General features: G+C 71.2%; 4 protein-coding genes. 3 read left to right on the top strand and 1 reads right to left on the bottom strand.

Annotation, left to right across the window (positions count from 1 at the left end):
* Positions 1-65: 65 nt before the first annotated feature.
* The 3 genes from pheA to ACZ6ZR_RS38495 all read left to right on the top strand — a co-directional run bounded on the left by pheA (position 66) and on the right by ACZ6ZR_RS38495 (position 3,742).
* Positions 66-1,001 (top strand): prephenate dehydratase, encoded by a 936-nt coding sequence (pheA, locus tag ACZ6ZR_RS38505; protein WP_465650670.1) that lies wholly within the window; start codon positions 66-68, stop codon positions 999-1,001.
* Positions 1,002-1,667: 666 nt separating this feature from the next.
* Entirely contained in the window at positions 1,668-2,942 is a 1,275-nt protein-coding gene (gene serS / locus ACZ6ZR_RS38500; protein ID WP_465650669.1) for a serine--tRNA ligase, read from the top strand.
* Positions 2,939-3,742, top strand: a complete 804-nt coding sequence (locus tag ACZ6ZR_RS38495) for an HAD family hydrolase (protein ID WP_465650667.1) — start codon at positions 2,939-2,941, stop codon at positions 3,740-3,742. Before serS ends, ACZ6ZR_RS38495 begins: the two co-directional genes overlap by 4 nt.
* Before the next feature lie 74 nt (positions 3,743-3,816).
* Here the strand turns inward: ACZ6ZR_RS38495 and ACZ6ZR_RS38490 are convergent.
* A partial coding sequence (locus ACZ6ZR_RS38490) for an LCP family protein (protein WP_465650665.1) occupies positions 3,817-5,348 on the bottom strand: 1,532 nt, incomplete at its 5' end.

The following is a 5,348-nucleotide window of genomic DNA, read 5'->3' as shown; positions in this document are numbered from 1 at the left end:
GGTGGGGGGTGGTGGGACTGGCTATGGTGGGTCGGTCTGGCTGTTGCGATGCGTTCGGAGGCGGTATGTCGGCGACCCGGTACACCTACCTGGGGCCCGAGGGGACGTTCACCGAGGCGGCGCTGCGGACGCTGCCGGAGGCGGCGACCAGGGAGTTGGTGCCGATGGCCTCGGTGCCCGCGGTGCTGGACGCGGTGCGGGCCGGGGAGGCGAGCGGGGCGTTCGTGCCGGTGGAGAACTCGGTGGAGGGCGCCGTCACGGCGACCAGTGACGAACTCGCCAACGGCGGGCCGCTGATGATCTACCGCGAGGTGCTGCTGCCGATCGCGTTCGCGCTGTTGGTGCGCCCCGGCACGGCGCTGGAGGACATCAAGACGGTGACCAGTCATCCGGTGGCCCAGCCGCAGGTGCGCAAGTGGCTGGCGGCGAACCTGCCGGACGCCCGCTGGGAGTCGGCGGCCTCGAACGCGGACGGCGCGCGGCTGGTCCAGGAGGGCCGGTTCGACGGGGCGTTCGCCGGGGAGTTCGCGGCGCCGATCTACCAGCTGGAGCCGCTGGTCACCGACATCCACGACGCGGCCAACGCGACCACCCGGTTCGTGCTGGTGGGCCGGCCGGGGCGGGTCTCCTCGCCGACCGGGGCGGACAAGACCTCGATGGTGGTCTGGCTGCCGGACGACCACCCGGGTGCGCTGCTGGAGCTGCTCCAGGAGTTCGCGGTGCGCGGGATCAACCTGATGCGGATCGAGTCCCGGCCGACCGGCGAGGGGCTCGGGCAGTACTGCTTCCTGATCGACTGCGAGGGGCACCTGAGCGAGCGCCGGGTGAGCGAGGCGCTGATGGGCCTGCGGCGGATCTGTCCGCAGGTGCGCTTCCTGGGCTCCTATCCGCGGGCGGACCACGGGGCGCCGACGGCGATCCGGCCGGGCACCTCGGACCAGGATTTCAGCGCCGCCGCCGACTGGCTCTCGCGCTGCCTGGACGGGCGCGGGGAACTCTGAGTTCCTTCTCCGGGGCCTTTGCCCGGAACTGATCCTCACTGATCCTCGCCGATCACTTTCGACCGTTCAGGTCCTATTGCCGACACGCGGGTCGCTTCACCCGCGCGGTGCAGCGACCGCACCGGACCGCCGTCCGCCCCACCGGGGCGGGCGGCGGGCTTCGTCCACAGGCCCCCGGGGGCCGTCCACAGGCGGTCTTCCACCGAGTTATCCACAGCCCTGGGGACGAGTCGACAAACCGGCATATCCACTGCGGGAGCTGGTCAGATCATCTGCTTCTCGGGTGGAGCCGACTAATCGGACCAGAGTCACCCTTGGTCTGGCAAATCACCCGGCCGAGTGGGTAAATTCCCTTACCCGTGTGGGTCTATCGAGGTTTCAAACCTCAATTCCTTGGCGGATCGACAGCAGAGCCACCACTTCCACCCCGTCCACAGGACCGCCGCCAGGCCTGTGGACAGCGGGCCCGAACGCGGTTCTCCACAGTGGTTATCCACAGGCTCGGCGGAGTTATCCCCAGGCACTCGACATAGTGCACAGCCCGACCTGACACGTGCGGGCGGGCAGAGTGCCACAAAAACGGACATAAATCTATGGAACGGACAGCAGTCGACACCGGTGAAACCCGTTCCGGTCGGAGCCCCCCACCCCGGTAGGCTGGGCCCCGTGATTGACCTTCGCCTGCTCCGTGAGGACCCCGACCGAGTGCGCGCCTCGCAGCGCGTCCGTGGAGAGGACGTCGACCTGGTCGACTCCCTCCTCGCCGCCGACGAGCGGCGCCGCTCCTCCTCCACGCGCTTCGACGAGCTGCGCAGTGAGCAGAAGACCCTGGGCAAGCAGATCCCCAAGGCCCAGGGCGAGGAGAAGGCCGCGCTGCTCAAGCGGACCGGCCAGCTCTCCGCCGAGGTGAAGGCCGCCGAGGCCGAGCTGCGCGAGGCCACCGAGGAGGCCGACAAGCTCGCCCGCGGACTGGCGAACCTGATCGACCCGGCCGCCCCGGTCGGCGGCGAGGAGGACTTCGTCACCCTCGAGGAGATCGGCACCCCGCGCGACTTCGCGGCCGAGGGCTTCGAGCCCAAGGACCACGTCGAGCTGGGCAAGATCCTCGGTGCGATCGACACCGAGCGCGGGGCCAAGGTGGCCGGTGCGCGCTCCTACTACCTGACCGGCGTCGGCGCGCTGCTGGAGCTCGCCCTGGTCAACATGGCGATCGCGCAGGCCACTTCGGCCGGCTTCATCCCGATGATCACCCCGGCCCTGGTCCGCCCGGCGGCCATGGACGGCACCGGCTTCCTGGGCCAGGCGGCGGAGAACGTCTACTTCCTGGAGGAGGAGGACCGCTACCTGGTCGGCACCTCCGAGGTCCCGCTCGCCGCGTACCACATGGACGAGATCCTGGACGCGGACAAGCTGCCGCTGCGGTACGCCGGTTACTCCTCCTGCTTCCGCCGCGAGGCCGGCACCTACGGCAAGGACACCCGCGGCATCATCCGGGTGCACCAGTTCGAGAAGGTGGAGATGTTCGTCTTCACCACGCCCGAGGACGCCGAGGCCGAGCACCGCCGCCTGCTCCAGTGGGAGAAGGACTTCCTGAACGCGCTGGAGCTGCCCTACCGGGTGATCGACGTCGCCTCCGGCGACCTCGGCTCCTCGGCGGTCCGCAAGTTCGACATCGAGGCCTGGGTCCCGACCCAGGGCAAGTACCGCGAGGTCACCTCGACCTCCAACACCACCGAGTACCAGTCCCGCCGCCTGGCCATCCGCCTGCGCGACGAGAACGGGGTGCGCCCGCTGGCCACCCTGAACGGCACCCTGGTGGCCGTGCCGCGCACCATCGTGGCGCTGCTGGAGAACCACCAGCAGGCGGACGGCTCGGTGGTCGTCCCCGAGGCGCTGCGGCCCTACCTCGGCGGGCGGACCGTCCTGGAACCCGTCAAGTGACCGCACTGCCCCACCGCCTGGTCGCGACCGACCTGGACGGCACTCTGCTGAGCTCGGCGGAGACCGTCTCGGAGCGCAACCGCGCCGCGCTGGCCTTGGCCGGCGCGGCCGGTGCGCGGCACATCATCGTGACCGGGCGGGGGGCCCGCTGGACCAGGACGGTCTTCGACGAGATCGGCTACACCGGTCTGGCGGTCTGCGCGCAGGGAGCCCAGGTCTACGACGCGGGCGAGCACCGGCTGCTCACCTCGCTCACCCTGGACCGGCGCCTCGCCGCCGCCGCGCTGGCCAAGATCGAGGCCGAGGTCGGCACCATGGCCGTCGCGGCCAGCCAGGACGGGCTGGACGGCGAGGTGATCGCCGGCCCCGGCTACGCGCTGGAGATCGGGACCGGGCTGCCGATCCGCCCGGTGGCGCGGGACGAGCTGCTGACCGATCCGGTCAGCAAGCTCTACCTGCAGCACCCGGACCACACCGACGACGAACTGGCCGCCGTGGCCGAGCGGTTGGCGGGCGATCTGGTGACCATCGTCATGGCCGGCCCCGGGGTGGTCGAGATGCTGCCGCTGGGCCTGTCCAAGGCGACCGGTCTCGCGGTGGCCGCGCACCGGCTGGGCGTGAAGGGCTCCGAGACCATCGCCTTCGGCGACATGCCGAACGACGTGCCGATGTTCGGCTGGGCCGGGCACGGGGTGGCGATGGCCAACGCGCACGAGCAGCTGCTCGCGGTGGCCGACGAGGTGACCACGAGCAACGACGAGGACGGCGTGGCCGTCGTCCTGGAGCGGCTCTACGGCTGAGCCGGGCCGCGAGGCCCGTCCGACGGACCGTCAGCAGGGGCCCGGTGCGCACGCACCGGGCCCCTGACGCGTCGTCAGCCCGCGGAGCCGTAGGTGAGGTCGTCGCAGGCCGGGGCGTCGGCGGAGCGGGCCGCCCCCGAGATGCTGGTGGGCAGTGCGGTCGGGGCGGCGGAGGCGCCGCCCGCGGCCGGGGTGGAGGCGCCGTTGGCCGTCGCGTAGTCCTGGCCGAGCACCAGGTTGATCCCGGCCTTGGTGGAGGACTCCAGGGTGGCGCCGGGGAACAGGTCGGCGACCAGCTGGGCGCCGGCCTTCTGCCCCGGGCCGTACTGCACGGTGGTCTCGCCGTGGTTCTGGGTGGCGGCGTTCCCGGTGGCGCCGACCGTGAACTTGGAGTCCTTCAGCCTGGTCACCGCACCGGTGGCCAGCCCGGCGGTGGTGGTGCCGTTGTAGACGTTCACCTTCACCCCGGCGCCCTTGACCGCGGCCGGCGGGGCCTGGGTCGGCGTGGGGGTGGGTGCGGCCGGGGCGGGCGAACCGCCGCCCGCGGCGGGCGCGTTGGCGTCCTGGCCGTCCAGCGTGCGGCCGCTCTTCAGGGCCGCCCAGAGGGCGTCCACGTCGGGCTTCTGGAAGGCCACCCGGGAGCCCTCGAAGCGCCACGGCGGGGTGATGAACTTGATGTTCTTCAGGTCGATGTTCTTCATCTGCAGCGCGAAGGAGAGCAGCTTGGCCGGGGAGCCGAGCCCCTCGTCCACGGTGATCGACTTGGTGGCCGCGTCGGCCAGCGGGAGCAGCGTCCCGGCGTCCATGCCCTTGGCCTTCACGTCCTTGATCAGCGAGGAGAGGAAGGCCTGCTGACGCTTCATCCGGCCGATGTCGGAGCCGTCGCCGATGCCGTGCCGGAGCCGGACGTAGTCCAGCGCCTTCTGGCCGGAGACCTTCTGCTCGCCCTTGGGGAAGATCTGCTTGCCCTTGCGGTGCAGGTTGGGGTTGAGGTCACCCTCGGAGATGGCGTTGGGCAGGCAGACGTTGACGCCGCCGACCGCGTCGGTGATGGCGGCGAAGCCCTGGAAGCTCACCACGATGGTGTGGTCGACCCGCAGGCCGGTGAGCTTCTCCACGGTGTTCTGGGTGCAGGCCGGGTTGCCCTCCTCGGTGCCGCCCACGGAGAAGGCGGAGTTGAACATGACCCCGGTCTCCTCCTTGGTCCACTTCCCGCTCGGGAGCTTGCACTTGGGGCGGGTGACCAGCGCGTCGCGCGGGAAGGAGACGCCCACCGCGTGCTTCCGGTCGGCGTAGACGTGCAGCAGGATCGTGGTGTCGGAGCGCGCGCCGCCCTCCTCGCCGCCGCCCAGGTTGGCGTTGTCGCCGGCCCGCGAGTCGGAGCCGATCAGCAGCACGTTGAGCGGGGTGTTGCCGTTGGCGTCGGGCGCGGCGGCGTCCGGGCGGTCCTCGTTCAGGCCGTCGCTGCCGAAGGTGCTGAGGTTGCCGTTGAACTTCAGGTAGAGCGCGCCACCGGTGCAGACCACCAGGGCCATCGCCCCGGCCGCCACCCAGGCCACGATCTTCTTCCGGCTGCGCTTCGGCGCCCCCTTGGCCGCGGCTGCCC

It is taken from the genome of Kitasatospora sp. NPDC088742, from assembly GCF_055584905.1.
The sequence above is the reverse complement of the archived record's forward strand: the minus strand, read 5'-3'. Positions and strand labels throughout refer to the sequence as shown.

Excerpts from the sequence above, each read along its gene's own strand:
- pheA (WP_465650670.1), top strand. The coding sequence starts at position 66 with ATGTCGGCGACCCGGTACACCTACCTGGGGCCCGAGGGGACGTTCACC.